This window comes from Haloarcula sp. CBA1122 (genome assembly GCF_009741785.1).
In the GTDB taxonomy this organism is placed as follows: domain Archaea; phylum Halobacteriota; class Halobacteria; order Halobacteriales; family Haloarculaceae; genus Haloarcula; species Haloarcula hispanica.
On record NZ_WPCB01000048.1, the window covers coordinates 1 to 25,658 of the forward strand.

Genomic DNA, 25,658 nt, shown 5'->3' on the forward strand with positions numbered 1-25,658 from the left:
GCGCGTGGGCCGGACAGAGCGCAACCCGCCCGTCGGCGTCGATATCCCACTCGAACAGCGCGCTGTCGACCGGCACGTCGCCGACGGCCACCGCAGTCACGTCGGCGTCGAGCCGCCCGTCGACGTACGTTGCCAGCCCCTGCGTGCCGAAGGCCGCGTCGACGACGGCGACGGACCGCCCACCCCGGGCCAGCGTCGCCGCCGTCTCGACTGTCAGCCTGGTCGTTCCAGCCCCACCGGTACACCCTATGAACGCGAGCGTCGGAACCCCCATGCGTCGCTGTTGGATTATCTTTCGATAAAAAGATACGGAATTTTACGCCTGTTCGGCCACGATATCGTCCTCGATGTCGTCTAGTTCGTCGTCGGAGAGGTCAGGACGGTCGTTGACCAGCGCGTGGATCGGCCGGCCGCCGTCGTCTTCGAACCGCGGGATGATGTGGCCGTGGACGTGCGGGACTTCCTGGCCGGCCGCCTCGCCGTTGTTGAACGCGACCGTGCTGGCGGGGGCGTCGACGGCCGCCTCGACGGCGGGGACGAGTTCGTGCAGGGTCGACAGCACCTCGCCGGCCACGTCGGCGGGCGTGTCGTTCAGCCGTTCGTGGTGGGCCTTCGGGATGACGAGCGTGTGCCCCGGCGAGAGGGGATTTGCATCGAGGAACGCGAACACGGTGTCGTCCTCGTAGACGGTTCGGCTCGGGATGTCACCGGCGACAATCTGGCAGAAGATGCAGTCCTCGCTCATGGTCGTCCCTGTGTCCGGCGGTCACAAGAAGGTTCTAGGTGTCATCGACACTGGTGACCGTGTCGGCGATGGCCGCCGTGTACTCGTCGTAACTGTAGCCCAGCCGCGAGAGCCAGACCTCCTGATACGACGGGTGGAGCAGCGGAACCACGGGAACGCTCAGCGCCTCGCTCTGCAGCGGGTCGAGCACGCTGTCGAGAAACCCGTCGAGGCTGTCGTCGTCCAGCGCCAGCACGGTCTTCGTCGCGTGCTTGCCGGTGGTCAGCACCGCCGCTGGCTCGATTGCTTCGACTTCCTCGACGAGGTAGGGGCGGCAGTTCGCCAACTCCGCGTCGGTCGGGTCGCGGTTCTCCGGCGGATGGCACTTCACGGCGTTGGTGTAGTAGCAGTCGTCGTGGCCGAACCCGGCGTCGGCGAGCACCTGCCGGATTTTCCGGCCGGAGCGCCGCGAGGTGTAGGCCATCCCGGTCAGGTTGCCGCCCCGCCACTGCTCGGCTTCCGGGTCGCCGTCAGCCGGTGCTTCGCCGATGACCACGAGGTCGGCCGACGGCGGGCCGTTGCCCCACGAGATGCAGGTCCGGCTCTCGGCGAGTTCCGGGCAGCGTCGGCAGTCCTCTGTGAGGGCGTTTTGCTGCTCGTCGGTCGGGAACGCTGGCACATGCGCTGGCACGGCCGTCGGCGGCAAAGCCGTGGCGGTCGCCACCACAAGACGTTTATCGCCGGTGGCCGCTCCAGCATCTGTATGCCCTCCTACGAGTACCGCACTATCGAGGTTGACAGTAATGTCATGATCGCCGGACTCGGCGGCGAGGTCACGCCGCCGGTCGAACAACTGAACGAACTCGGAGCCGAGGGGTGGCATGTCGCCGCTCCGCTCACAGACAAGACCGGCGAGACGGTCAGCTTGCTCCTCCAGCGTGAGCGCGAGCCCTGAACAGCACACATACAACCGATTGTCCTTTATTGGAGGCGGCGAATGTGCCGGTATGGAACGTTTCGCCGCTGTCGACGACCAGTACAACCCCGACGCCGTCGAGGACGGGGTCTTCGAGTACTGGGACGACGTCGACGCCTACGAGCAGACGAAGGCCCACCGGGCCGACGGCGAGGACTACTTCTTCGTTGACGGGCCGCCCTACACCTCCGGCGCGGCCCACATGGGGACGACGTGGAACAAGACCCTGAAGGACTGTTACATCCGCTACCTGCGGATGCAGGGGTACGACGTCACTGACCGGCCGGGCTATGACATGCACGGCCTCCCCATCGAGACGAAAGTCGAGGAGCGCCTCGACTTCGAGAACAAGAAAGACATCGAGCAGTTCGGTGAGGAGAACTTCATCGAGGAGTGCAAAGACTTCGCCGAGGAGCAACTCGAAGGCCTCCAGACGGACTTTCAGGACTTCGGCGTCTGGATGGACTGGGACGACCCCTACAAGACGGTCAACCCCGAGTACATGGAGGCCGCCTGGTGGGGCTTCCAGCAGGCCCACGAGCGCGGGCTGGTCGAGCAGGGCCAGCGCTCCATCAATCAGTGCCCGCGGTGTGAGACCGGCATCGCCAACAACGAGGTCGAGTACCACGACGTTGGCAAGCCGTCGATTTATGTGAAATTCCCTCTGGCGGACCGCGAGGGCGAGCGGAGCGAGACCTCGGAACGAGCGAGCGGTGAAACCGCGAGCCGCGAGGGCAGTCTGGTCATCTGGACGACGACGCCCTGGACAATCGTCGCCAACACCTTCGTCGCCGTCGACGGTGACCTCGACTACGTGGGCGTCGACGCTGAGAAAGACGGTGATACCGAACGGCTCTACGTCGCCGAGGCCTGCGTCGAGGACGTGCTGAAGGCCGGCCGCTACGACGACTACGAGGTCGTCGAGGAACTCACCGGCGAGGAGATGGTCGGCTGGGCGTACGACCACCCGCTGGCCGAGGAAGTGCCGGACCACGCCCAAGGCGAGGGCTCTGGGCAGGTGTACACCGCCGACTACGTCGAGGCCGACCGCACGGGCCTCGTCCACTCCGCGCCCGGCCACGGTGAGGAGGACTTCGAGCGCGGACAGGAACTCGACCTCGAAATCTTCTGTCCGGTCGGGAGCGACGGCGTTTACACCGACGACGCGGGCAAGTACGCAGGGACGTTCGTCCGCGACGCCAACGACGAGGTCATCGACGACCTCGACGAGAACGGCGTCCTGCTCTCCAGTGAATCTGGCCACACCGTCCGCGAAGGGCAGTGCTGGCGCTGTGACACCGACATCGTCCGTATCGTTACCGACCAGTGGTTCATCACGGTGACCGACATCAAGGACGAACTGCTTGCGAATATCGAGGACAGCGAGTGGTACCCGCAGTGGGCCCGCGATAACCGCTTCCGGGACTTCGTTGAGGACGCGCCGGACTGGAACGTCTCGCGGCAGCGCTACTGGGGCATCCCGATCCCCATCTGGCTCCCTGAAGACTGGTCCGGTGACATGGACGACGCCATCGTCGTCGGCGACCGCGAGGAACTCGCCGAGCGGGTCGACCAGGACATCGACCCCGAAAACGTCGACCTCCACAAGGGCACGGTCGACGACCTCACCATCACCGAGGACGGCACGACCTACACCCGCGTCGGCGACGTGTTCGACGTCTGGCTCGACTCCTCCGTGGCGACGTGGGGGACCGTCGACTACCCCGAACAGACTGAGGACTTCGAGGAGCTGTGGCCCGCCGACCTCATCATGGAGGCCCACGACCAGACCCGCGGCTGGTTCTGGTCGCAACTGGGCATGAGCACCGCCGCCACCGGTGAGATACCGTACAAGCAGGTGCTGATGCACGGCTACGCCAACATGCCCGACGGCCGCGGCATGTCCAAGTCCAAGGGCGTCCTCATCGATCCCCACGAGGTCATCGAGAAGCACGGCCGCGACCCGATGCGGCTGTTCCTGCTGTCGGTGACTGCCCAGGGCGAGGACATGAACTTCTCCTGGGAGGAGACCGCCGAGATGCAACGGCGGCTCAACATCCTCTGGAACGTCGCGCGCTTCCCGCTGCCGTACATGCGTGCGGATGATTTCAATCCGGAGGAGACCACAGTCGAGGATGTCCGCGAAGACCTCGAACTCGTCGACGAGTGGGTCCTCTCCAGGCTTCAGACCGTGACCGAGGCGATGACCGACTCGATGGACGACTTCGAGAACGACAAGGCGGTCGACGAACTGCTCGAATTCGTCGTCGAGGACGTTTCCCGGTTCTACATCCAGGTCGTCCGCGAGCGGATGTGGGAGGAGGAAGACAGTGCCTCGAAGCAGGCCGCCTACGCCACGCTCTACCGCGTGCTCGAATCCGTGGCCGCGCTGTTTGCCCCGTTCACGCCGTTCGTCGCCGAGCAGGTGTACGGCGCACTCACCGGCGACGCCGGCCACCCGACGGTCCACATGTGTGACTGGCCCGAGGTCGACGCCGACCTGCACGACCCTGCGCTCGAACGCGAAATCGAGGTCGTCCGCGAGGTCGAGGAAGCGGGCTCGAATGCCCGCCAGCAGGCCGAACGCAAGCTCCGCTGGCCCGTCACCCGCGTCGTCGTCGACGTCGACAGCGACGACGTGGCCGACGCGGTCCGCGCACAGGAGGCCATCATCGCCGACCGGCTCAACGCCCGCGCCGTCGAGGTCGTCGGCGCTGACGAGGAGTGGGGCGAACTCCAGTACTCCGCCGAGGCCGACATGAGCGAACTCGGCCCGGCCTTCGGCGACGACGCCGGCCGCGTCATGAACGCGCTCAACGAGGCCCGCGTCGGCGAGCAGTCACTCGATACCCTCGAAGGTACAGTACGCGAGGCGCTCGGTGAGGACGTCGACCTCACCGAGGAGATGGTCGCGTTCCGCCGCGAGACGCCCGAGGGCGTCACCGGGACGGAGTTCGCTGCGCTCGATGGCGGCGGCGTCGTCTACGTCGACACGGCGCTCACCGAAGGCATCGAGAGCGAGGGGTACGCCCGCGAGGTCATCCGCCGCGTGCAAGAGATGCGAAAGGACCTCGAACTCGATATCGAGGAGCGCATCGTCGTGGACCTGGCAATCGACGACGAGCGCGTGGATTCGCTGGTCCGCGAGCACGAGGCGCTCATCAAAGAGGAGGTTCGGGCTGACGAACTCGGCGGCGTCGAGGACGGCCATCGAAAAACGTGGGACGTCGAAGGGATTGAGATGGAAATCGCGATAGCACCGGTCGCCGCAGCTGAGGCGTCGGATTAAGCGGCACGCAGTCGCGTTACAACGAGCGGGGTTTTTTTGCCCCTCGTGTTTCAGCACCGGTGTCTACAGCTCTTCGGCGACGACCGGTGCGGCGCTGACCTCGCTGACGGCGCGTTCAAGCGTGTCCGTGCCGTAGACGGCTTCGACGCCGGCGCTGTTGAGCTTCGTCAGGGCGTTGCTGGCGAGCATCGGGTGGATACAGGTGACGAACACCCGTTCGGCGTCGCGGTCGTCGAGGACGCCAACGGACTCGCTCATCGTCGACCCCGTGGCGATGATATCGTCCACCAGCACCACGTCCCGGCCCTCGACCGGCGCGTCGCTGGGGCTGATCTCGATGTCGCCGGTGTCGTAGTCCCGATCCTTCTCGAAGAAGTCCGTCTCACCCTCGCCGTACGCGTCCCGGACCGTCGTCGCGAGGGCGATTGCGCCTTCGTCGGGCGAGAGAAAGAGGGGGTTCGTCAGGTCCGCAGGCAGCGGGTCGGCGAGAACACTCGCCGCGTCGACGTTGGTGGCTGGCACGTCGAAGAAATCACAGACGGCCGGTTCGTGGGGATTTACGGTCAGTACACGGTCGGTTCCCGTCGAAATGGCGCGGGCCATCGCCCGCGAGGAGACCGGTTCGCCAGGCTTGAACGCCTCGTCCTGACGGGCGTAGCCCATGTACGGGATGACGGTGATGACCTCGCTCGCGCCGCTTTCGCGGGCCGCGTCCTGCAACTGGAGCAACTGGAGGTGCGCGTCGCTGTCGACAGTGGATGCGACGACGACGGCACGCTCGCCAGCGACTGCTTCGGGGACCCGGACGACGTGCTCACCATCGGGGAACCGTTCGTACTCGACCCGTCCAAGCCGCTCGCCCGTCGCCTCGGCGAGGGTCGCCGCGAACGCCTGCGTGTCCGCCCCGGGGATAATCATGTGCGGTGGGTGGCTGTCCGGGCTAAACCTCTTTTCGATTCCCCGACATCGTGGCTGACTCTCCCTTCAGACAACTGTGCATTGTAATTGACACCCATAGCGACAACACTCACGTAACTTGTGTGACCATGCCTATTTTCCGATACAATGATATATTTTCATAATATTATTTACAACTAGATGAGGTATTTATCTCTGCTCGATTCCAAAGTACGAACAGCGCAGTCCCTCCAAAATCATGAAGGTATTACATTTAGATGACGAACCTGATTTTGCGGATTTGACCGCCCAGTTCCTCGAACGGGAAAACGAACGGCTCGAAGTTCAAACGGCAACGAACGGTACTGACGGTCTTGCGATTCTTCGGGCGGAGAACATCGATTGTATCGTCTCGGACTATGATATGCCAGTAATGGACGGGCTGGAGTTCCTGGCTGCAGTCCGCGAACAGTCTCCTGACCTGCCGTTCATCCTTTTTACTGGCAAAGGGAGCGAAGAGATCGCGAGCGAAGCTATCACGGCCGGCGTGACGGAGTACATCCAGAAAGAGCATGGGACTGACCAGTACGCGATCCTGGCCAATCGAATCACGAACCTTGTCGAACGCTACCGTGCCGTCCGTACAATCGACCGTAGCTACAGGGCGATGAAGACTGCCAGCGAAGGGATCAGCCTCATCGACCCGGACGGGACGTTTTCGTATGTGAACCCTGCCTTTGCGGACCTATTTGGATACGAGCAGGATGAACTGGCCGGCGAGCCCTGGACAATTCTGTACCACGACGATGAAGCGGACCGGCTAGAGAACGACATCATCCCAGCGGTCAAAGAAAACGAGTACTGGTCGGGTGAAACAGTTCGACTGATGAAAGACGGCGACAGGCTCGTTACGAACCATCGCCTGGCTCACGCTGACGACGGGGTACTCGTGTGTACGGCGCGGGACATCACCCCCGAACGGACGCAGTTGGTGGGACAGAGCACTCAGTTCGACGTTCTTATCGATGCCATGGACGACCACGCCTTTTTCACCCTCGACCATGAGGGCTACGTCACTCGCTGGAACGACGGTGCTCAACAATTCACTGGCTATAACGCGGAGGAAATCATCGGAGCGCACGTTTCGACGTTCTTCGAGGAGTCTGATCTGGCGAACGGCCTTCCCGAGCAACTCCTCGATACCGCGAAAACAGACGGGACCGTCTCCCACGAAGGGTTACAGATCCGTCAGGACGGCACGCGCTGCTGGACAGACATGACGCTCTCTGCGAGCTTTGACGAGTCCGGAGCGCTCCGTGGCTACGGCATTATTTTGAAAGAGGCCGACAGACAGCAAATACCGCAGTAAGAGTGCATGGACGCCGGTCGATACTGATCTATTGCCATGAAGGCCGGATAGAACCGCGAAGTCCCGCTTAGATACTACTGATCGAATCAGGCCACAGCGACGCCAACGACGTCGGGGACGCCCAGCGAGCGCTGTCGCCAGCCGCCCTGTCCGTCGGCGGTCGCCTCGGCCGCGGTTGCGACGAGGAAGGTCCCGTTCTCGGTGATCGCGTAGGTGTCGTCGCCGTAGGTCACGTCGACGACGCGCTCGGTCGCTGGCAACGTGCAGGGCTCCCACGCGCCGGCTGTCAGTTCGTACAGGCCGTCCGCCGCGGCGGCATGGACCTGCTCACCGTCGCTTGCAACTGCCAAGTGTCGGCCCGACCGGACCTCGGTCCACTCGCCGTCGCTGTCGGTGCTCCCGCCTTCGTAGCGGTACAGCCCGCTCTCGGTCGCGGCGTAGTCACCGGCCACGTCGACCACGTCCACCAGGCCGAGTCGGTCGAGCGACGGGAGGGCGTACACGCCCTCGGCCGCGGCGAGGCGGTCGCCGTCGATGGCACGGACGTCCGCGACCTCGCCGATATCTCGCCACTCCCCGCTGTACCGAGCGACGCGGCCGTCGCCGGCTGCGAGCAGTCCGTCGCCGTCGTAGCCGACGGCGGTGGCTGGCCCGAACCCAGTCGGAACGAAGCCGTCGTCGGTCAACACGAGCACGTCCTCGTCGGTGGCGACCGCGACTTCGCCGCTTGCGCCGGCCACATCACGGGCATTGCACCGTTCGCTCAGGCTGAACCGCCCGATCTGGCCGCCGGCCGTCTCGACGCGGGTGACGCCCAGTCCCGACGCGACGTACGCGTGGGTCTCCGGACGTTTCGCCCCGTACATTCGCTTCTCGGACAGTGCGATGTCGTCGTCGCTCACCTCATATCGCCTCTTTGTATGCTTCGAGCGCATTCTCTATGTCTTCACCTGTGTGGGCATCACAGATGAACTGTGACTCGAACTGGTTCGCCGTGAGGAACACGCCCTGGTCTTTCATCGCAGGCCAGAACAGGCGCTCCCACCGCTCGGTCTCGGCCTGTGTCACGTCGTGGCCGGTCTTCGGACAGTAGTCGAAGCGTGGACAGGACTCCCGCTGCCGGCAGCCAGCCTCGCAATGTCCGTCGAAGGAATCAGGCCCGTCGCGGGTGAAGATGACCTTGAACATCGAGTCCCGGCCGACGACGGTGTACTCGGGGGCCTGGTCTTCGAGGATGTCCTGCAGTCCCGCTCGGAGCCGGTCGCCGAGCTCGTTGACGTGGTCGTATACGTCGTGTTCAGCCGCATACCGTAACGTCTCCAGACCGGCCGCCATCGTCACGGGGTGGCCAGAGAACGTTCCGGACTGGAACACATCGCCGGCAGGGGTGAACTGCTCGATGATCTCGCTTTTGCCACCGATTGCCCCGACCGGGAAGCCGCCGCCGACAATCTTCCCGAACGTGGTGATGTCGGGGTCGATGTCGAACGCGCCCTGGGCACACTGGAGGCCGCCGACGCGGAAGCCGGTGATGACCTCGTCGAAAATAAGCAGGGAGCCGTGGTCGTCACACAGTTCCCGGAGCGTGTCGTGGTAGCCCTCGACCGGGTGGACGATGCCGTAGTTCCCGAGGATGGGTTCGGTGAGCACCGCGGCGATGTCGTCGCCGTGTTCCTCGAACACCTCGTGGGCGGCTTCCTCGTCGTTGAACGGCACGGTCAGGGTGTGCTCAGCGAAGCTCTCGGGGATGCCGGGGCTGGACGGGGCCGTGTGGTCGCCCTCGCCCTCGACCAGCGTGGACTCCTGTGCCCCGTGGTAGCCACTCTGCATCACGACGATTTTGTCCCGCCCCGTGTAGCCACGAGCCAGTCGGACCGCCGAGACCGTCGCCTCGGTCCCGCTGTTGACGAACCGCAGCATCTCGACACTGGGGACGTGCCGGGTGACGAACTCGGCCAGTTCGACCTCGACTTCGGTCGGCGCGCCGTACATCGGCCCCTCAGCGGCGTGTCGCTGGATGGCTGATTGGACCTGCTCGGGCAGGCTGTGGCCCAGCAGCAGCGGACCGTAGCCCATGACGAAATCGATGTATCGGTTCCCGTCGGCGTCGATGACGTGCCCGCCGTCCCCTTTCTCGACGAAGAACGGGTAGGGCTGCGTGGCTCGCACGGAGGAGTTGACGCCGCCCGACAGCACCGACAGGGCGCGGTCGTACAGCGCTCGCGACTGCTCGTGGTTCATACGCTGCCGTTTGACCGCTGTCAGAAAGAAACTGTTGTTAGCTCGCGGTCCCACCGACCTAGTGGACGGATGTCATGCGTTCACCGGTAAAATAAATATTTCGTAAAGAGTCACTGTTATACGGTGCGTATTCATCTATGTAATTACGATAATGGCATCCGAACGTACTTCGATATCATGCCAAATTGGACAAATGGGCGTCTTGACGGCGCGTGGGCGGCTGTGAGCGACTGGGTACCGACGACGTGTATGCGGTGTGCCGTTGGCTGTGGCCACATGCACCAGGGCGCTGACGAAGGGTACGGTATCGACGCTGTTCGTGGCGACGCCGCCCATCCGGTCAGTCAGGGACTCGCCTGTGCGCGTGGCCTCCGGGAGAGCAAGGCCCCCGACGGCGAGTGGCTCACCCGACCGATGGTCCGCAGCGACGGCGAACTCCGTCAGACCCAGTGGGACGTGGCGCTGGCCCGCGCGGTCGAGGGGCTTCAGGCCGTCCACCAGCGGGACCCCGATTCGGTCGCCGTCCTCGGAAGCGGTCAGCAGACCAACGAGGCCGCCTACGCGCTGGGGAAAGTCGCCCGCGGCGGCTTCGGGACGCGCAACTACGACGCCAACACGACGCTGTGTATGGCCAGCGCCGTCACCGCCTACTACCAGGCCTTCGGCAGCGACGCGCCGCCGTGTACCTACGCCGACATCAGCGACGCCGACCGACACGTCGTCTGGGGGGCGAACCCGGCGGTCGCCCACCCCGTGATGTTCCGCTGGATTCAGCAGTCTGCTGACGAGGATGGCGTCGAAATCATCGTCGTCGACCCCGTCCGCTCCGAGACCGCAGAGAACTCCGAGCACCACGTCGCGCCCGACCCGGGGAAGGACCTCGCGCTGGCCCGGGCCGTCCTCGCCCGCATCGTCGAAACGGGGCGGGTCGACCGCGAGTTCGTCGACGCAGCAACCGAGGGATTCGACGACCTGCTCGCGACCCTGCCCGACGCCGCCGACGCGGCAGCCGAGGCCGGTGTCGAGATGGCCCAGGTGGACCTGCTGGCCGACGCGATGGACCAGCAAGCGCTGGTCTACTGGGGGCATGGGCATCAACCAGCACGTCCAGGGGACCGAGACCGCCCGGGCGCTCATCGACCTGACGCTGGCGACGGGGAACCTCCGGCCCGGCGGCGGCCCGTTCTCGCTGACCGGCCAGGCCAACTCGATGGGGACCCGCATCTGCTCCTCGAAGGGGTCCTGGCCCGGCCAGCGGGCCTTCGAGGACCCGGACCATCGCCGTCTCGTCGCCGATCACTGGGACGTGCCGGTCGACCGCCTCCCCGACGACACCGGCCCCGGCCCGGTCGGGATGCTCGAAGCCGAGCCAGACGCCGTCTGGGCCGTCGCCACCAATCCCGTTGCCGGGATGCCCGAGGCCGACTCTGTGCGCGAGACGCTCGAAGACGCCTTCGTCGTCGTGCAGGACGCCTTCCACACCGAAACGACGGAGATCGCCGACGTGGTCCTGCCCGCCGCGACGTGGGGCGAGAGCGACGGGACGACGACGAACATGGAGCGGACCATCTCCCGGGTCCGGTCGGCGACTGACCTGCCAAGCGGCGTCAGGCCGGATCTGGACATCATCGCCACCATCGGCTCGCGGCTGTTCCCCGGCCTGTTCGAGAGCACGTCGCCGGACCCCTCGGACGTCTTCGACGAGTTCACCGCCCTCACCGAGGGGACGGTCGCCGACTGCTCGGGCATCACCTACGAACGCCTCGACGACAGCCACGCCGTCAGGTGGCCCGCGCCCGACGGGGTGAGTTCGGGCGGCTACCGCTACTACGACGACGAGTCGTGGTCGTTCCCCACCGCCTCCGGCCGCGCACAGTTCTCGACGGGCCGCCAGGAGTCGCTCCCGGAGCCGACCGACGACGACTACCCGCTGACGCTGACCACGGCCCGCGAGGCCGACGGGTATAACACCGGCGTCCGGTCCCGCGGGGGTGAGGCCGGTCCGCTGGTGGCCCGCATCCACCCCGAGACCGTCGAGGAACACAGCGGCCTCGTTACCGACGACCGGCTGACCGTCGAGACCCGCCGTGGCTCCGCGACGGTCGCCATCGACCGCGACGAGGGCGTCCCCGAGGGGATGGTGTGGCTCCCCATTCACCACCCGGCAACGAACCGGCTGACGCTTTCGGACCGCGACCCCCAGTCCGACGAACCGAACTTCAAGCAGTGTGCCGCCCGCCTCGTCGCCGCCGAGGCTGAACTCCCGCCCGCCACGGCCGACTGAGCCGATATCAGGCGCGGCCCCGACGGTTCGTCGACACGCGCTTCTCCATCGCCGTCCGAAGTAATCTAAATATGTCCAATTATTCCCCCGTCCGCTGGGCGTTCAATGTCCTTAAACAGGGGATATCCGATGATATATTTGCGGTCTATCCACTCAGGCTGGGTAGAATAGCCGTTCTGTAAACGGTTACTGTTATTAAATGGTGGGACTTTCGGACTTCATGTACTGATGTGGGCACACATCCAAAATAAAGGCGGATTGGTGAACAAAGTCTCGTTATCGACCGTGAACAATACCGCGTCCGTAACCGAGGTGTCGGCATGGGACTGATCAAGATGACGAAGTACCGGACGCTGTTGCTGGCAACTATCGGGTTCAATTTCTCGTTTCTCATCTGGTTCTCCTTTGCGCCGTTCACCGGCCCGATGGCAGAGGAGTTCGGGCTCTCGACCGCGGAAATCGGTATTCTCGCCAGTTCGGCCATCTGGATGGCACCGTTCGGCCGGATGCTCACCGGCTGGCTCTCGGATAAGTTCGGTGCGCCGGCCATCTTCGCCATCGTACTGGCCTACGTCGGCGTGTTCTCGATAGGGAGCGCCTTCGCACAGGACTACTCCGTGTTCTTCGTGTTGCGACTCATCGTGGCGACGGCCGGCATCACGTTCGTCATCGGCATCCAGCACGTCGCCGAGTGGTTCGAAGAGGAGAACCTCGGCCTGGCGGAGGGCATCTACGCCGGCGTCGGGAACGCCGGTGCCGCCGGCGGGGCGCTCATCCTGCCCCGTGTGTTCGGGTCCGGCTGGAACGGGCCGCTGTTCTCGACGAACTGGCGGGCCGCCTTCTTCTACACCGGCATCGTCTCCATCCTCCTCGCAATCGCCTACTACACGCTGGGCGAGGCCGCGAAAAGCGAGGCGAAACGCCAGGCGACCAAGGAGGACACCAACTTCAAGGGCTGGCTACACACGGCCACGCGCTACGGCACCGTCGTCCTCGCCGCCGCGTACATCATGTCCTTCGGCCTCGAACTGTCGATGAACGGGTGGCTCGCCACCTACTACCGCGAAGCGTTCAACCAGGACAACCTCGTCATCGCGAGCACCTTCGCGGCGACGTTCTCAATTGCCGCCGGCCTGCTCCGGCCCTTTGGCGGCTACGGCAGCGACCTGCTGGCCCGCAAGGAGAAGAACCTCCTGCCCTTTTTCGAGGGCCAGTACCGCGAACAGTGGACGTTCCTCGGGCTCTGTTTCATCGTGGTGATGATGTTCGCCATGACGCTGGCCGGCCTCTCCGGGGTCCTGCTGAACGCCGTCGTCATCGGCTTCCTCGTGGGCACGGGCTGTGCCTGGGCCGAGGGCGCTATCTTCGCGCAGGTGCCCGCGATGTTCCCGAACGACTCGGGTTCGGTCGCGGGCGTCGTCGGCGGCGTCGGCACCGTCGCGGCATCGTCTACCCGCTGTTTTACTCCGCGCCGTGGCTGGCGAACCTCCACCTGGGGTACTCCGTGGCCGCCGTTACCATGATTCCGATTGTGTTGCTGTCTGCATGGGTGTTCCAGCCGGAAATCGCGAAAGTCGCTAACACGGCTGGGTTCGTCGGAAGCACGCAGGAAGGCACCACCGTCGCTCCGGCGACGACTGACGCTCATCGCTCTCGAACGAGCCGTTCTTTCTCTTTTCCGCACGCGTGACGCACTGAACAGGCCGGTGTGTCGCGTCCCTCGTCGGTTCGGCTCGCGCGCGACTGACACCTCAGTTCTACGGGGTCGCGCTCCGGTCGGGCGAATCACGCCCGCGGAGCGTCCCCGACGCACAGTCCCGAACTCGACCGGACAACCGATTGCCGTCCTGCGGTTTCATCTCTGTCGACGGGGCAGTGTATAACCTCTTTAAACACCTCTCAGACGGTATAATTCTGGACGGCCATTTTCTAACGCTCTATTATTCTTTATTTCTTTAACGAATAGCGTTATAAGGAATCGACCTCAGTACTTAGACGTGAATTAGCGGACATTCAGATAGATATGAGAGATAAAAAACTACATCCATTAAGAACGGGGGCGCGCGAAGATGGCACATAAAAAGGAGGAGTACAAGGCGGAGCTGTACGGCGACGAGGTACGGGAGAAGTTAGAGGAGTTCGCCGAGAAGGGCTGGGAGTCGATTCCCGAGGACGAACGGGAGAAGTGGTTCTCGCGGTTCAAGTTCTGGGGGGTGTTCCACCACCGCGGCGGCCAGGAGTCGTATTTCATGATGCGGCTGACCAACTGCGGCGGCGTCCTGGAGCCCGACCAGCTTCGGGCCATCGGCGAGGTCGCTCGGGACTACGCGAAGGGACCGGCCGAGAACCCCGAGTTCGGGAACGGCTGGATCGACCTCACGACGCGACAGTCCATCCAGTTGCACTGGCTCAAGCTCGAAGACATCCCGGAGATCTGGGAGAAACTCGAAGCCGTCGGCGTCTCCTCGCGCTCGGCGGGCGGGGACACGATGCGGAACATCTCCGGCTGCCCGGTCGCCGGCAAGGCCGAGGAGTACGTCGAGTCCCGCCCGATTCTGGACGAGATTCAGGAGACCATCCGCGACGATAACGACCTGGCCAACATGCCCCGGAAGTTCAATATCTCGGTGACGGGGTGCAAGCAGGGGTGTGCCCAGGACAGCATCAACGACATCGGGCTGGAGCCGGCCCACAAGTTCATTGCTGGCGAGGAAGTCGAGGGGTTCACGTCCGCGTCGGCGGCGGCCTCGGCGGCCGCGAACCGCGCGAAGCCCGTCCGCTCGACCTGTTCATTCGGCCCGAACACGCCGTCGAGACCGTGCGGGCCTTCGTCGAGTACTACCACGAAGCGGGCAACCGCCAGAACCGCTCGAAGAACCGCGCGCGCTTTTTCGTCGATGAACACGGTACTGACGCCATCCGGGAGGAACTCGACGAACGGCTTGATTTCGAGTTCGAAACCGCCGGGACCGACTTCCGCGGGGAGTACACGTACAACGCCGGCAAGCACACGGAGTACGGTGCCCACGACCACGTCGGCGTCTACGACCAGAAAGACGACAAGAACTACGTCGGCCTCTCGGTGCCGGTCGGCCGACTCTCCGCCGAGGACGCCATCGAACTCGCGGATCTCGCCGACGCCTACGGCTCCGGCGAGGTGCGACTGACCCGCCGGCAGAACCCGCTCATCATGGACGTCCCCGACGGGAATCTCTCGAACCTCCTCAACGAGCCGCTGCTGGAGAAACACTCGCCCGAGCCGAACCCGTTCGTTCAGGGCGCGATGGCCTGTACCGGGACGGAGTTCTGCTCGCTCGCGCTCACGGAGACGAAGGCGCGGATGGCCCGCTTGCTCCGCTGGCTCGGTGACAACGTCGACGTGCCCGACGACGTGGACCGCATCAAGATGCACTTCTCGGGCTGTACGGCCGACTGCGGCCAGGCGATGACGGCCGACATCGGCTTACAGGGGATGCGCGCCCGCAAGGACGGCCAGATGGTCGAAGCCGTCGACGTGGGCGTCGGCGGCGGCATCGGCGAGGAGCCGACGTTCATCGAGTGGGTCCGCCAGCGCGTCCCTGCTGACGAGGTGCCGGGCATGATCGCCAACATTGTCGAAGCCTACGCCGCGCTTCGCTCGGAGGGTCAGACCTTCCGCGAGTGGGTCGACGCCACCGGTCACGAGACCATCGTCGAACTGGCCGAACCCCACGAGGTCCAGGGGTACACCGACCCGTGTCTAGCCGACGGCAAGCAGTCGTGGTATCCATTCGACGACGGCGAAAGCCCGGCCCCGACCGACGCCGAGGGCCAGCCGATTTCGGCGGACGACTGACCATGGCTGAGACAGACTGCCCGACCGACCACGACGGAGACGATCCGCCGGAATCCGCGGTCAAGGGGGTGGCATACGACGCGGCACCGGAGCTACTGGAGTAACGCGGCCCCGGCTCCGAACAGCCGGATACGCCGACGTGACGTGTCCGTCACAGCGCGTCCGTCTGCCTCTGACAGCTGGGGACTGCTCGTGTCCACGTCCCCGTTCGGTTCTCCGTTTGCCGTATTTTTCCGTTGCGCAGTAGTCGCTGCGCTCTGGCTCTAGTCCCCGTAGTCTCCGAGCTCGCACTCTGCGGCCGGGCCGCCGTCACAGTCGTATCCGACCGCCTTCGTGACGCTGAGCAGGTCGTAGAACCGGCCAAGGGACTGCTCGGACTCGGAGAGCCCTTCGACTACCGGCACGCCACGCTGGGCCTGATGGTCACAGCGCCGCATCGTCTGGCTGCCCAGCCCGACCGAGTACTCGTGGTCTTCCAGTTCCCGGATAACCGCCGGCGGGTAGAAGGTGCCGGCCCGCTCGACGGCCGCGGCGTACTGGAGCGTCTGTGCGTAAGCCAGATGGGCCACGCCGGAGGGCCGCTGTGCGTTCCCGTACTCGGCGGTGAAGGCGTTCTTGAACTCGTTCGAGAGGTCGGACGAGACGCTGGTGTCCCACGCGACCGTCCCGACGACGCCGTCGAGCGCCTTCGAGGCGTTCTGTGCCACGATGCGGTTGTACAGCGGCACCACAATCCCCACCTCGTCCGGGAGAATCTCCTGGGCTTTTGTCAGCGAGTTCGCGGCGTCGAGTCCGTAGTGGTCGAGGAAGACGACCTCCGCGCCGGCGTCCCGGGCCTGCTTGAGCGGCTCCTCGTAGTCCGTCGTCCCGAGACGCGTCGGAATACTTGTGAGTTCGACCCAGCCGCTCGACGTGAAGAAGTCACGGATGGACGACTCCATGGTCTTGCCCCAGTTGTAGTCCGCGTAGATCTGGACGTACTGAGCCTCCCGGCCGAACCGTTCCTTGAGTACCGGAAGCAGCGCCTGTGCGGTCATGTACGCGTTGAACATCTCCCGGAAGCTGTAGCGGACACAGTCCCGTCCCGTCGTGTCGTTCGAGTGGGTCAGACAGCACATGTACGGGACCTTCTGGGCCTGTGCGACGTCCTGCTGGGCGATGGCGACGGAACTGGACGAGCCGCCGGAGAACATGATGACGTCGTCTTGCTCGATCATCTCCTCGGCGTTGGCCGTTGCGACATCCGGTTTCGTCTCCGTGTCCGCGGTGACGTACTCGACGGTCTTCCCGAGCACGCCGTCGCCGCTGAGCACGTCAAAGGAGCGTTGGCCGACCCAGCCACCGCCCTCGTTGAGATGCGTGACCGCGAGCTCATACCCCCGGAGTTCGTCGCGCCCTTCGGCGGCGTAGGTCCCCGACTGTGGGACGTTGAAGCCGAGCGTGACCGTTTCTCCTTCGACCGGATAGTTCCCGAGCGGTGGATGCTCCGGTGTGCTTTCGATTGTCGAACCCCCGCCCTGACATCCCGCCAGCCCGGCGAGCCCTGCGGTACCGACCCCACCGGCGATCTGTAGTACGGACCGCCTGTCAACTGCTCCCCCTCTTTCCGATCCCATACCAGCTGTTTTGATGGTAAATATATATAATACTTTTTTCAATAGGAATAAGTGAACAATTAGCATAGAAGGTGCTGGTATCTGGTAGTGACGGCCTTCAGACTGTCTTCTCGGTGATTACATCCACCCTGGCCGCGCGAGGAAAAGGGGGAGAAGAGATAGGGGACCGATGTCAGTCGAGAATGTCGCTGGCTTCGGTGTCTACTGCGACGTCGGTATCGAGGTCGATATCCTGGATGAGCGCGACGAGGTCCTCCAGTTCGGGGAACGTGTACACGGTCATCCCGAGGTCGCCGTCGTCGACGGTGATACGCGAGTCGACGACGAACACCAGGTCGGAGTCCGGCCAGCCGCCCATCTCGTCGACGATGCCGTCGGCCGGCCCGAACACGAAGTTCGGTGTCCCCATGTCGATGGTCGTCTCCAGCACGTTGGCCCACCCGTCGATGAACGCGGAGGTCATGATGTTGCCGATCTCCTGCATCGCCGACCGTTCCATGTCGGAGAACCCCTCGCCCTCGCTTGGCTCACCCATTCCACCCATCATCGCGCTGGCCATCTGCTTGCTGTCGTCTGGTTCGAGCAGAAACAGGACGTAGCCGTAGGGCGGTTCGTTCAGTTCGACGTAGATGCCGACGCCCTTGTCGTCGCCGATGTGTGTTTTGACGTCCGCAATGTCGAGAAAATTGATCTGTGAGGTCCGAACTGTCGCGTCGAGCCCGGTCAGCTGCCCGAGGTTCTCCGCGACTGTCCCAGACCCCTCCTTTGCCATCTGATTGAAAAGGTCCAGCTTCCGCACGTCCACTTTCAAGCCCATATCTTCTGGAGCGGCGCGAGCGGCTTAACGCCACCGCCCCTCAACTGTCGGCCGTCTCGGGTTCGTACGGCCCCAGGTCAGTACACTCGCTTGCGGGATACTCCTCGCAGCCGTACGCGACGTCAGTCGAAAGCTGAATGACGTCGAGTACCTCGGGGCCCTGACTGGATCCTTCGACGACGGGAACAGGTCCCACCGACTGGTGATCGCATGCCCGTAACGTCGCCTCGCCGCGTCCGGCCTGGTACGTGGTGCCTTCGAGTTCACGGATGACGGCCGGCGGTTCGAACGTCCCGGCCCGCTCGACGGCCGCGGCGTACTGGAGCGTCTGCGCGTAGGCCAGTCGAGCCTGGTCTGACGGGACCCGGACCTGATCGTCGGCGTACGCCGCATCGAACGCCTCCGTGAACGCCGTCGAGAGCGGTGTCTCGATGCTGTAATCCCACGAAATAGTGCCGACGATACCGGCCATGTCGGCGCCGACATCGCGGGCCAGTTGCCGACTCACGATCGGCATGACGATGTCCATCTCTTCCGGGACTATATCCGTCGCCTGGTTCAGCGCGGTGACTGCGTCGCGCCCGCGGTAGGACAACACGATGGCGTCGACGTCAGTGTCCACGGCCTCCTGCAACTGCGGCCTGAAGTTCTCCGTTCCGACCCGCGTCTTCGTCGCGCCCATCTCGCTCCAGTTCTCCGACTGGAACCGGCGCTTGAACTGCTCGGACTGCGTGAAACCGAAATCCGAGCTGGCGTGCAACTGGTAGAACTCCGTTCGCCCGTCGAACCGCTCGGTCAACACCGGAGCCAGCGCGTTGGCGGCCATCCGACCGTTGTGCATCTCCTGAAACCCGTACCGCGAGCAGCCGATCCCCGTAACGTTCGTCCCCGGCGCGAACCCGAGCATGTGGACCACGCCGCGGGTCGGACAGTACTTGAGCAACTCCCGGGCTGTGTTCGTCGACCCGCCGCCGGCGACCATCACGGCACCGTCCTGCTCGACCAGCGTCTCTGCCACGTCACGGGCCGTTTTCGAACTGGACTCCGTGTCAGCTATGACGCTCTCGACCGTCCGGCCGAGAATGCCGTCCCCGGACAGCGCCTGCCACGCGTCGGTGTCGACCCAGCCGCCGCCCTCGTTGAGGTGGTCGATGGCCAGTTCGAACCCGCGCTGCTGGCCGGTCCCAAGCGGCGAGAACGACCCCGACTGCGGAACTGTGAGGCCAAGCGTCACCTGGTCGTCGTCGACCGGCTGGTTCGCGTACGCTGTGGCACTGCTTGTCGGCGTCGTGGCGCGACTGCCCCCGCCACAGCCAGCAAGTCCGGCGAGCGAACTCGCTCCGACGGCTCCGAGTAGCTCCCGTCGCGTCACCGTTGACCCCCGAGCATCCCAATCCATGATGAAAAATATATTACTACTGCTGTAATTAAACCTTCCTTCATCGCTCAATAGGTCTCCAAACCGATACGGGACGCTACTCACTGCTGTGGTTGCCAGTCGGAAAACAGGCGTCGTCCTCAGGCGTCAGTTCCGTCGACCGGGAACTGCTCGTGTTCGCACACCGTATTCAGTACGACTGACGTCGAGGCAGATCGGATATCCTCGTCGGTCAGCAGCGTCTTTATCCGCTCGTTCATCGACTGCGTGTCGGTGAACTTCCCGACGGCCACGATGTCGTGGTCACCGGTCACCTCGTAGACCGCGATCATCTCGCGTCGGTCCCGTAGCTGGTCCACCACCCGTCCGAGCCCGTCGCCCTCGACGGAGAGCTGGAACACGGCGGTCACGTCGTAGCCCAGCGCCCCGTAATCGATGTCGACGGTGTATTCGTCGATCACACCGGTCGCCTCCAGGTCGTCCATCCGGCGAGACACCGTGGTCGCCGCGATACCGGTCGCGGCGGCGACGTCACGGGCGCTCGCCCGGCCGTCCTGAAGCAGTGCGTTCACTACCTGTCTGTCGGTATCATCGACCATTTCGTCCGCTCAGACTGCCTCTGGGCCTTCTTTACCGGTTCGGACCTGGTAGGCGTTGTCCACGGGGAGGACGAATATCTTGCCGTCACCTTTCTCGCCGGTGTGGGCACCGTCGGCGATGGCGTCGACGACATCCTCCGCGGGGATGTCCGCGACCACCGTCTCGACTTTGACCTTCTGGTGCAGGTCGACGACGTACTCCTCGCCGCGCCACTGCCCCTTCTTTGCGGGCTGTGAGCCGCGACCGGAGACGTTCGTCACTGTCAGCGAGGGCGCGCCGACCTCGGCGAGCGCCTTCTTCACGTCGCCGAGTTTGTCCGGTCGAACCATTGCGACTACCATCTTGATTTCAGAGTCGTCGGTTTCGTCAGTCATCTTGGGAACCTCCGTCAGTACGCATGCTCGGGCTCACTTTACCACCATCGGCGACGACGCTCTCGCCACCACCGAACTCGGGGTAGGTCTCGACGCCGTGTTCGCTGACGTCCAGCCCTTCCTGCTCGTGTTCGGGCGTGACCCGCGCCTGGCCGGCCGCCTTGAGGGCGTACCAGACGACCCCGGTTGCGACAATCGTCCAGCCCGCGATGGCGGCGACGCCGATCAGCTGTGCGATAAAGGCGTTAACGACCGACCCGACCGTGCCGGACGTGGCGACGAACGGGAACAGCAGCGTGCCGAGCACGCCGGCGCTCCCGTGGACCGGGAAGACGGCACAGACGTCGTCGATTTTCATCCGGTTCTCGATGAAGCTGAACACGACCGGCAGCTGTCCGCCCGCGAGGCCGCCGACGACGATTGCGCCCCACCACGTCGTGGTGTCGGGGATCGCCGTGATGCCGACCAGCCCGGCGAGCAGCCCGTTTGCCACGTACAGGGTGTCGACCTTCCCGGTCTTCAGCCACGCGACCAGTCCGGCACCCATCGCACCGCAGGCCATCGCGATGGTCGTCGTCATCGCGACGCGGCCGACCGTCGCGAACGCGCCGAGGGCGAGCGATCCGTCCTCAACGACGAAGACGGTCGCCGCCGTCCCGACGTTGAAGCCGTACCAGCCGAACGCGAGGATGAGCGTTCCCAGAACGGCGAACGTCAGGGAGTGGCCCGGAATGACGTTCGCGGAGCCGTCCTCGTTGTACCGGCCCATGCGTGGGCCGAGGACGTACGCCGCCGTGAGGCCCGCGATGCCGCCCATGCCGTGGACGATCATCCCGCCGGCGAAGTCGTGGAACGCCTCGCCGCCGAAGCTGATGTACGCGCCGGCCCACGTGATCCCGGTGACGACTGGGTAGATGACCGCCGCCAGCAGGAACGTGTACGTGATGTACGCACGGAGCTTGGCCCGTCCAGCGACCGCGCCGGAGACGATGGTCGCCGCCGTCATCGCGAAGACGGCACCGAACAGCCAGCCGACGTAGTCGTTTGCGGCCCCTGCGCCGAAGGCGGGCGAGAAGCCGCTCCCGCCGACCAGGGCACTGATCCCCGAGCCGATCAGGAAGAACACCGTCACGCCGACCGACCAGGTCAGGAGGTTCTTCGTTAGCTGGTTCGCGACGTTCTTCGAGCGCACCTGGCCCGCCTCCAGCATGGCGAAGCCCGCGTGCATGAAGAAAATCAGGAACGATACCACCAGTACCCACAGCAGGTTAACCCCCTCTGCGAGTACGCTCGGATCTACCTGTAGTGCAGTGTAGCTCATTTCTAGCTCACCTGTTTCGTTTTCGTATCGACAGCCGTCTGCATGTCCAACTTTGCCCCACTTTGGCTCAACTTCTTCAACTCTTTCACGAGAAAGGCTCTGGTAACAACACTACATAAGGTTTGCCTTTATGAACACGGAAATTAGAGGGGATATGGTAGACGACCGTCCAGATTAGGGTATGATATTATGGATATAAGGTTGTTCTCCGTCAAGAAAGTCCGTATATGCACACTGGAATTTTGGACGTTTGTTGCCCCCAGTTCCGGCCAGAGGGGGCCAAATAGGCCGTTTTCCCTTGCGCGCGCTCCCGTCTGGCGGGTGTTGCCAGCGACAACAGGGTTATATCTCGCGAATACAGATTCTGATTCAGTATAAATGTCCGGAAAACAGTGGGGGGACGTGGTACAAAGTACCGATAAACTGTACAAATTGATTGTAGATCGGAGTGGACCTAGCTGATTATGGCTTCCGACCACTATCCTTCCGTTCCGGACCAGTCGACGGCCGTGACAGAGGAACGGGCAGTCGCGAACGCACAGGGCGCACTGGACGTCGTTCAGGCGGCGTCGGCGACCGTCGGCGAGCAACTCGCGGCGATTGACGACCGCGCAACGGCACAGGCGACCGACGCACAGCAGATCGCCGACGACGTCTCGTCGCTTTCCGCCACAATCGAGGAGATCGCTGCGACCGCGACCGAGGTCAGCGAGCAGAGCCAGCGGGCGACGGATGCGGCAAACGACGGCCGGGAGGCCGCATCCGACGCCATCGAGTCGATGGACGAGGTCCGCGAACTGGGGCAGGCAGTTGCCGCGGAGGTGGCCGCCCTGGAGGACCGGGTCGACCGTATTGCCGATGCACTGGCCGGCATCGACCGTATCGCCGACCAGACGAATATGCTCGCGCTGAACGCCTCGATAGAGGCGGCGCGGGCGAGCGACACCACCGACACAGACGGGTTCGCCGTCGTTGCAGACGAAATCAAGGGGCTCGCCGAGGAGTCCCAGCAGCAGGCTGCGGAAATCGAAACGACGCTGGCTGCGGTTCGCGAAGCCACAGACGACACCGTTGCACAGCTCAACGAGGCCATCGACGGAATCGACACTGGGGCCGAGCAGGTCACCACGGCGATGGCGCGGCTCGACGACGTGGCCGATACCGTCGCGGAGACGGCCGACGGCATCGCGTCTGTCTCGGCGGCGACCGACGAGCAGGCGACGACGAGCGAAGCGGTCGCCGAGCGGTGTGAGACGGTCTCGGACCGCGCCGCCGCCATCGAAGACGACCTCTCGGAGATACGCGCCGCCCGCTCCGAGCAGACCGCGATGCTGGACGAGATTGACGACGTACTCGCCGCTGCAGAGGCTGACCGGCAGGACCGTCTGGCGGACGCACCGACAGTCTCGACCGGTATCGACGGTATCGACGACCTCTGTGGCGGCGGGCTCGTCATGGGGGGCCAGGCTGTCTTCCGGTACTCTGACGGAACGCAGGTCGACGGCGCTATCGCTCAGTTGTGCGCGACGGCCGTCGCCGCCGGCCGGGCGGTCTCGCTGACGCCACCCCCGTCCCTCGACCGGTCGACGCTTGCCGCTGCGTTCGCAGCAACCGACCACTCGCTCGAAGACGCGCTTGATGACGACGCCCTGTTCATCCTCGATGCGTTCGGGAACTGGGACGCCCGGTACAACGTGTTCGACCTCGAACGGACCTCGCTGGCTGCCGCCAACGAGACGACGGCCACCAGACGGGACGCCCCGCTGGTCATCGTCGGAAACATTCAGGGCGAGATACGGATGATGGGCGAACAGGCGGCCAGGGAAGCCCGGTACGAGAACGACGACGGCGTCTTCGCCCCTCACGACACAGTGGTCAACGTCATCAACGACGACGCGGTCCCGGCCACGCTCGGGGCGTTCTACTCGGGCGCTGCCGACCAGGAACTCACGCTGGCACGGACTGACGGCCGCGAGTACCTGACGCTCACGGCCTCGCCGCGTGGTACTGTGGGTGAGAAACAACCGGTCTCACAGCTGTCGAGCCCACCTTTCCTCCGAGTCCGAGACGACTGATGTTCGGCATCGACGACACTGGTCGGTTCACGTTCGCGACGGACGAGTTCGCCGCACTGCTCGGCCGGACGCCTGACGAACTTGTCGGGACACCCGTTGAAGCGGTCGTCGCAGCCGAGGACCGCGAGACACTGGCCACAGCGAGACAGGCCGTCAGCAGCGCGCCGGGCCGGCTGACCAGAACCTGCCAGGTTACGCTCCCGCAAAGCGATCTTCCTGGTCCAGTTCCGGTTGAGCTCACGACGGCGGCCGACGGGTCCGTCGTCGGCTCGCTCTGTCGAACGGCCGAGACGGCCGACCCCTTTCAGTACTTGTTCGACCTCATCCAGGACGCGGTCGTCGGCTTCGAAATCGTCAATTTCGTCCCGATTGTCCGCACGGTCAACCCCGCGTTCGTCGACACCTTCGGCTACGACCGCGAGGAAATCGTCGGCGAACCGCTCAACGAGTACATCGTTCCCGGCGACCGCGTCGAAGAGGCGGTTAACTACGACCAGCGGACGGCCTCGGGCGAAATCAACTACGCCGTCGTCTCCCGGAAAACAGCCGACGGCTGCCGCGAGTTCATCTACCGCGGCGTCCCGTACGACACGACCGACGGCCGTCGCTGCGGGTTCGCGATGTACACGGATGTGACTGACAGCCGGCGGCAAAAGCGGCGACTCCGCGTTCTCCACCGCGTCCTGCGGCACAATCTCCGCAACGAACTCTCTGTCGTGCTCGGGACGGCTGAATACGTCCGAGCCCACGCAGCTGACTCGTCCGTCTCGTTGGCCGCGTCTCGCGCCCTCGATGCGGCCGACCGCCTCGCCGCCGTCAGCGAAAAGGCCCGAAGCGTCGAGACCGCGCTCGACGGCGAATCCGATCAGTCGGTCGACGCGGCGGCGCTGGCTCGGTCCGTCGCCGACAGTTATCGCCCCGATACACCGGTCGAAACAGCACTCCCCGAGACACTCCCTGTCACCGGCGGGACGGCCGTCTACGACGCGCTCGACAACCTCGTCGAGAACGCGGTCAGACACACACCCGAGGGCACAGCCGTCCGAATCACAGCCGAGCGGGCCGGTGGAGACGCGTTCGTCCGCGTTCTCGACGACGGCCCCGGTATCCCCGCCGTCGAACGGGCCGTCGTGTTCGAGGACGCGGATATCACCAATCTCCAGCACGGGAGCGGCCTCGGTATCTGGCTCGCTCGGTGGGTCGCCGAGGCGGCCGGCGGCGGCATCGAGTACGAACGAGCCGACGGGTGGACGACCGTCTCGCTCAGGCTCCCGCTCTCCGATGCCGATGACGTTCTCACACTGGCTGACACCGCGGAATCCGAGGTTACACCGACGCGGAAGTGAGCGCTGTCCAGTCCGCTGTGACGCTAGCGCCTGAGCGCCGCGGTCAGCGCGATTGCGCCCAGCACGACACTCGCCAGCGCCAGCGGTGACAGCGGCGGGACGTTTAGCTGAAAGAGCAGGGTCGTCACCACGACGGCGCCTCCGACCAGCCCTGTCGTCCCCGCGACGTGCGTGAGTTCGACGGGCGTCCCGGGAGCCGTTCCGAGGTCCGCATAGAGGTCGATAGCCGCGTGTGCGAACGTCCAGGCCAGCACCGTCGCGCCGCCGGCGACCAGCACCGTGGTCGTCGTTGCCCCCTGAAGGGCGGCCACCAGCAGCGCCAGGAACAGTGACGCGCTGGCGACGTCGATGAGCCGGCCGGACTGAATCAGTTGCCCGCCGGCGAGCAGCACAACGCCGACGAGGGCGGCAGCGGTCGAGACCGCGCTAATGCCGGCGACGAAAAGCGTCACGACGCCCGCCGTCAGCGCCGCACCGCCACAGACGGCTCCGGTTCGCGGTATCATTGGCCACCCC

General features: G+C 64.6%; 17 protein-coding genes and 4 pseudogenes. 8 read left to right on the top strand and 13 right to left on the bottom strand.

The genetic code is table 11. The features are described from left to right. The 3 genes and pseudogenes from GJ630_RS15695 to GJ630_RS15705 all read right to left on the bottom strand — a co-directional run. Positions 1-274: pseudogene (locus tag GJ630_RS15695) on the bottom strand (ParA family protein); the annotation flags it as partial. A 42-nt stretch (positions 275-316) separates the two neighbouring features. Continuing rightward, on the bottom strand, positions 317-745 hold the full coding sequence (locus tag GJ630_RS15700; protein WP_058990859.1) for an HIT family protein: 429 nt from the start codon (positions 743-745) through the stop codon (positions 317-319). A gap of 34 nt (positions 746-779) precedes the next feature. Further along, positions 780-1,403 (bottom strand): uracil-DNA glycosylase family protein, encoded by a 624-nt coding sequence (locus GJ630_RS15705; protein WP_044952092.1) that lies wholly within the window; start codon positions 1,401-1,403, stop codon positions 780-782. 84 nt (positions 1,404-1,487) lie between these two features. Between GJ630_RS15705 and GJ630_RS15710 the strand changes: the two genes are divergently transcribed. Both GJ630_RS15710 and ileS read left to right on the top strand, forming a co-directional pair. Continuing rightward, complete coding sequence (locus tag GJ630_RS15710) at positions 1,488-1,679, top strand: DUF4177 domain-containing protein (protein WP_191450316.1); 192 nt, start codon at positions 1,488-1,490, stop codon at positions 1,677-1,679. Between the two features lie 52 nt (positions 1,680-1,731). Then, entirely contained in the window at positions 1,732-4,989 is a 3,258-nt protein-coding gene (gene ileS, locus GJ630_RS15715) for an isoleucine--tRNA ligase (RefSeq protein ID WP_191450318.1), read from the top strand. Between the two features lie 63 nt (positions 4,990-5,052). Here the strand turns inward: ileS and GJ630_RS15720 are convergent, their stop codons facing one another. Continuing rightward, entirely contained in the window at positions 5,053-5,907 is an 855-nt protein-coding gene (locus tag GJ630_RS15720) for a ribose-phosphate diphosphokinase (RefSeq protein ID WP_050037253.1), read from the bottom strand. 238 nt (positions 5,908-6,145) lie between these two features. On the opposite strand from GJ630_RS15720, the gene GJ630_RS15725 reads away from it, so the two are divergent. Further along, positions 6,146-7,255 (top strand): PAS domain S-box protein, encoded by a 1,110-nt coding sequence (locus GJ630_RS15725; protein WP_014041654.1) that lies wholly within the window; start codon positions 6,146-6,148, stop codon positions 7,253-7,255. Positions 7,256-7,341: 86 nt separating this feature from the next. On the opposite strand, the gene GJ630_RS15730 is transcribed toward GJ630_RS15725, so the two are convergent. Both GJ630_RS15730 and GJ630_RS15735 read right to left on the bottom strand, forming a co-directional pair. After that, on the bottom strand, positions 7,342-8,157 hold the full coding sequence (locus tag GJ630_RS15730) for a hypothetical protein (protein ID WP_151102677.1): 816 nt from the start codon (positions 8,155-8,157) through the stop codon (positions 7,342-7,344). Between the two features lies 1 nt (position 8,158). After that, the gene (locus GJ630_RS15735) at positions 8,159-9,496 is read right to left on the bottom strand and encodes a glutamate-1-semialdehyde 2,1-aminomutase (RefSeq protein WP_064288570.1); all 1,338 of its coding nucleotides are present in this window, start codon (positions 9,494-9,496) and stop codon (positions 8,159-8,161) included. Positions 9,497-9,745: 249 nt separating this feature from the next. Here GJ630_RS15735 and nasA point away from each other — a divergent pair. The 3 pseudogenes from nasA (at position 9,746) to GJ630_RS15750 (ending at position 15,615) form a co-directional block, all read left to right on the top strand. After that, a pseudogene (gene nasA / locus GJ630_RS15740) lies at positions 9,746-11,780 on the top strand (assimilatory nitrate reductase NasA). Positions 11,781-12,100: 320 nt separating this feature from the next. Further along, a pseudogene (locus tag GJ630_RS15745) lies at positions 12,101-13,470 on the top strand (MFS transporter). A gap of 379 nt (positions 13,471-13,849) precedes the next feature. Beyond that, positions 13,850-15,615 (top strand): annotated as a pseudogene (locus tag GJ630_RS15750) (nitrite/sulfite reductase). 263 nt (positions 15,616-15,878) lie between these two features. Here GJ630_RS15750 and GJ630_RS15755 read toward each other — a convergent pair. From GJ630_RS15755 to GJ630_RS15780, 6 genes are all read right to left on the bottom strand, one after another. Beyond that, positions 15,879-17,231: a substrate-binding protein gene (locus GJ630_RS15755; RefSeq protein WP_064288572.1), complete on the bottom strand. Its 1,353-nt coding sequence runs from the start codon at positions 17,229-17,231 to the stop codon at positions 15,879-15,881. Between the two features lie 172 nt (positions 17,232-17,403). Then, positions 17,404-18,048: a chemotaxis protein CheC gene (locus GJ630_RS15760; RefSeq protein ID WP_014041647.1), complete on the bottom strand. Its 645-nt coding sequence runs from the start codon at positions 18,046-18,048 to the stop codon at positions 17,404-17,406. A 40-nt stretch (positions 18,049-18,088) separates the two neighbouring features. Next, entirely contained in the window at positions 18,089-19,447 is a 1,359-nt protein-coding gene (locus GJ630_RS15765; protein WP_050037247.1) for a substrate-binding protein, read from the bottom strand. A gap of 119 nt (positions 19,448-19,566) precedes the next feature. Next, entirely contained in the window at positions 19,567-20,025 is a 459-nt protein-coding gene (gene lrp, locus GJ630_RS15770; protein ID WP_014041645.1) for an HTH-type transcriptional regulator Lrp, read from the bottom strand. 9 nt (positions 20,026-20,034) lie between these two features. Further along, complete coding sequence (locus GJ630_RS15775; protein WP_004517663.1) at positions 20,035-20,400, bottom strand: P-II family nitrogen regulator; 366 nt, start codon at positions 20,398-20,400, stop codon at positions 20,035-20,037. Next, positions 20,393-21,721, bottom strand: coding sequence for an ammonium transporter (locus GJ630_RS15780; protein WP_014041644.1), 1,329 nt, complete (start codon positions 21,719-21,721; stop codon positions 20,393-20,395). The genes GJ630_RS15775 and GJ630_RS15780 overlap by 8 nt, the downstream gene beginning before the upstream one ends. A gap of 464 nt (positions 21,722-22,185) precedes the next feature. Between GJ630_RS15780 and GJ630_RS15785 the strand changes: the two genes are divergently transcribed. Together GJ630_RS15785 and GJ630_RS15790 are read left to right on the top strand one after the other, a co-directional pair. Beyond that, complete coding sequence (locus tag GJ630_RS15785) at positions 22,186-23,796, top strand: methyl-accepting chemotaxis protein (protein WP_064288575.1); 1,611 nt, start codon at positions 22,186-22,188, stop codon at positions 23,794-23,796. Continuing rightward, positions 23,796-25,142, top strand: a complete 1,347-nt coding sequence (locus tag GJ630_RS15790) for an ATP-binding protein (protein ID WP_191450323.1) — start codon at positions 23,796-23,798, stop codon at positions 25,140-25,142. The genes GJ630_RS15785 and GJ630_RS15790 overlap by 1 nt, the downstream gene beginning before the upstream one ends. Before the next feature lie 23 nt (positions 25,143-25,165). Here the strand turns inward: GJ630_RS15790 and GJ630_RS15795 are convergent. Continuing rightward, on the bottom strand, positions 25,166-25,658 hold a 493-nt coding region (locus tag GJ630_RS15795; RefSeq protein WP_252718830.1), incomplete at its 5' end, for a hypothetical protein.